Raw genomic sequence first — 1,551 nt, 5'->3', positions numbered from 1 at the left:
TCTCGGGCTTCTCGGCGATGACGGCCTCGGTGGTGAGGAACAGCGCGGCGATGGACGCGGCGTTCTGCAGGGCCGAGCGGGTGACCTTGGCGGGGTCGATGATGCCGGCTTCGAGCATGTTGACGTACTCGCCGGTGGCGGCGTTGAGGCCGACGCCCTGCTCCAGGTTGCGGACGCGTTCGACCACGACGCCGCCTTCGAGGCCGGCGTTGACGGCGATCTGCTTGAGCGGTTCCTCCAGGGCCTTGCGCACGATGGCGGCGCCGGTGGCCTCGTCGTTGAACAGCTCCAGCTTGTCGAACGCCTTGGCGCCGGCCTGGATGAGCGCGACGCCGCCGCCGGGCACGATGCCCTCCTCGACGGCCGCCTTGGCGTTGCGGACGGCGTCCTCGATGCGGTGCTTGCGCTCCTTGAGCTCGACCTCGGTGGCGGCGCCGGCCTTGATGACGGCCACGCCGCCGGCCAGCTTGGCCAGCCGCTCCTGCAGCTTCTCGCGGTCGTAGTCGGAGTCGGTGTTGTCGATCTCGGCGCGGATCTGGTTGACCCGCCCGGCGATCGCCTCGGGGTCCCCGGCACCGTCGACGATGGTGGTCTCGTCCTTGGTCACGATGACCTGACGCGCCCGGCCCAGCAGGTCCAGCGTCGCGGTCTCCAGCTTCAGGCCCACGTCCTCGCTGATCACCTGGCCACCGGTCAGCGTGGAGATGTCCCCCAGCATCGCCTTACGACGGTCACCGAACCCCGGAGCCTTCACGGCCACGGACTTGAACAGGCCGCGGATCTTGTTGACGACCAGGGTGGCCAGGGCCTCGCCCTCGACGTCCTCGGCGATGATCACCAGCGGCTTGCCGGACTGCACGACCTTGTCGAGCAGCGGCAGCAGGTCCTTGTTGGCGGAGATCTTGGAATTGACCACGAGGACGTAGGGGTCGTCGAGGACGGCCTCCATACGCTCGGAGTCGGTGACGAAGTAGCCGGAGATGTAGCCCTTGTCGAAGCGCATGCCTTCGGTGAGCTCGAGCTCAAGGCCGAAGGCGTTGCTCTCCTCGACGGTGATGACACCTTCCTTGCCGACCTTGTCCATCGCCTCGGCGATCATCTCGCCGATCTGGGTGTCCCCGGCCGAGATGGAGGCGGTGGAGGCGATCTGCTCCTTGGTCTCCACATCCTTGGCGATCTTGGACAGCTCCTCGCTGACCCGCTCGACCGCCGCCTCGATCCCCTTCTTCAACGCCATCGGGTTGGCACCCGCGGCGACGTTGCGCAGACCCTCACGCACCAGCGCCTGCGCCAGCACGGTCGCGGTCGTGGTCCCGTCCCCCGCGACGTCATCGGTCTTCTTGGCGACCTCCTTGACCAGCTCGGCGCCGATCTTCTCCCAGGGGTCCTCGAGCTCGATCTCCTTGGCGATCGACACACCGTCGTTGGTGATCGTGGGCGCGCCCCACTTCTTCTCCAGCACGACGTTACGGCCCTTGGGCCCCAAGGTCACCTTCACGGCGTCAGCGAGCTGATTCATGCCACGCTCAAGACCGCGCCGGGCGTCCTCAT

Annotated in this window: 1 protein-coding gene; it reads right to left on the bottom strand. The window is 67.4% G+C overall.

All coding sequences use genetic code 11. The features are described 5' to 3' along the window. On the bottom strand, nucleotides 1-1,551 hold a 1,551-nt coding region (gene groL / locus ABGB17_RS38740; protein WP_347639374.1), incomplete at both ends, for a chaperonin GroEL.

Source organism: Sphaerisporangium sp. B11E5 (genome assembly GCF_039871875.1).
Lineage (GTDB): Bacteria > Actinomycetota > Actinomycetes > Streptosporangiales > Streptosporangiaceae > Sphaerisporangium.
This window is presented reverse-complemented; position numbering and strand designations above follow the sequence as displayed.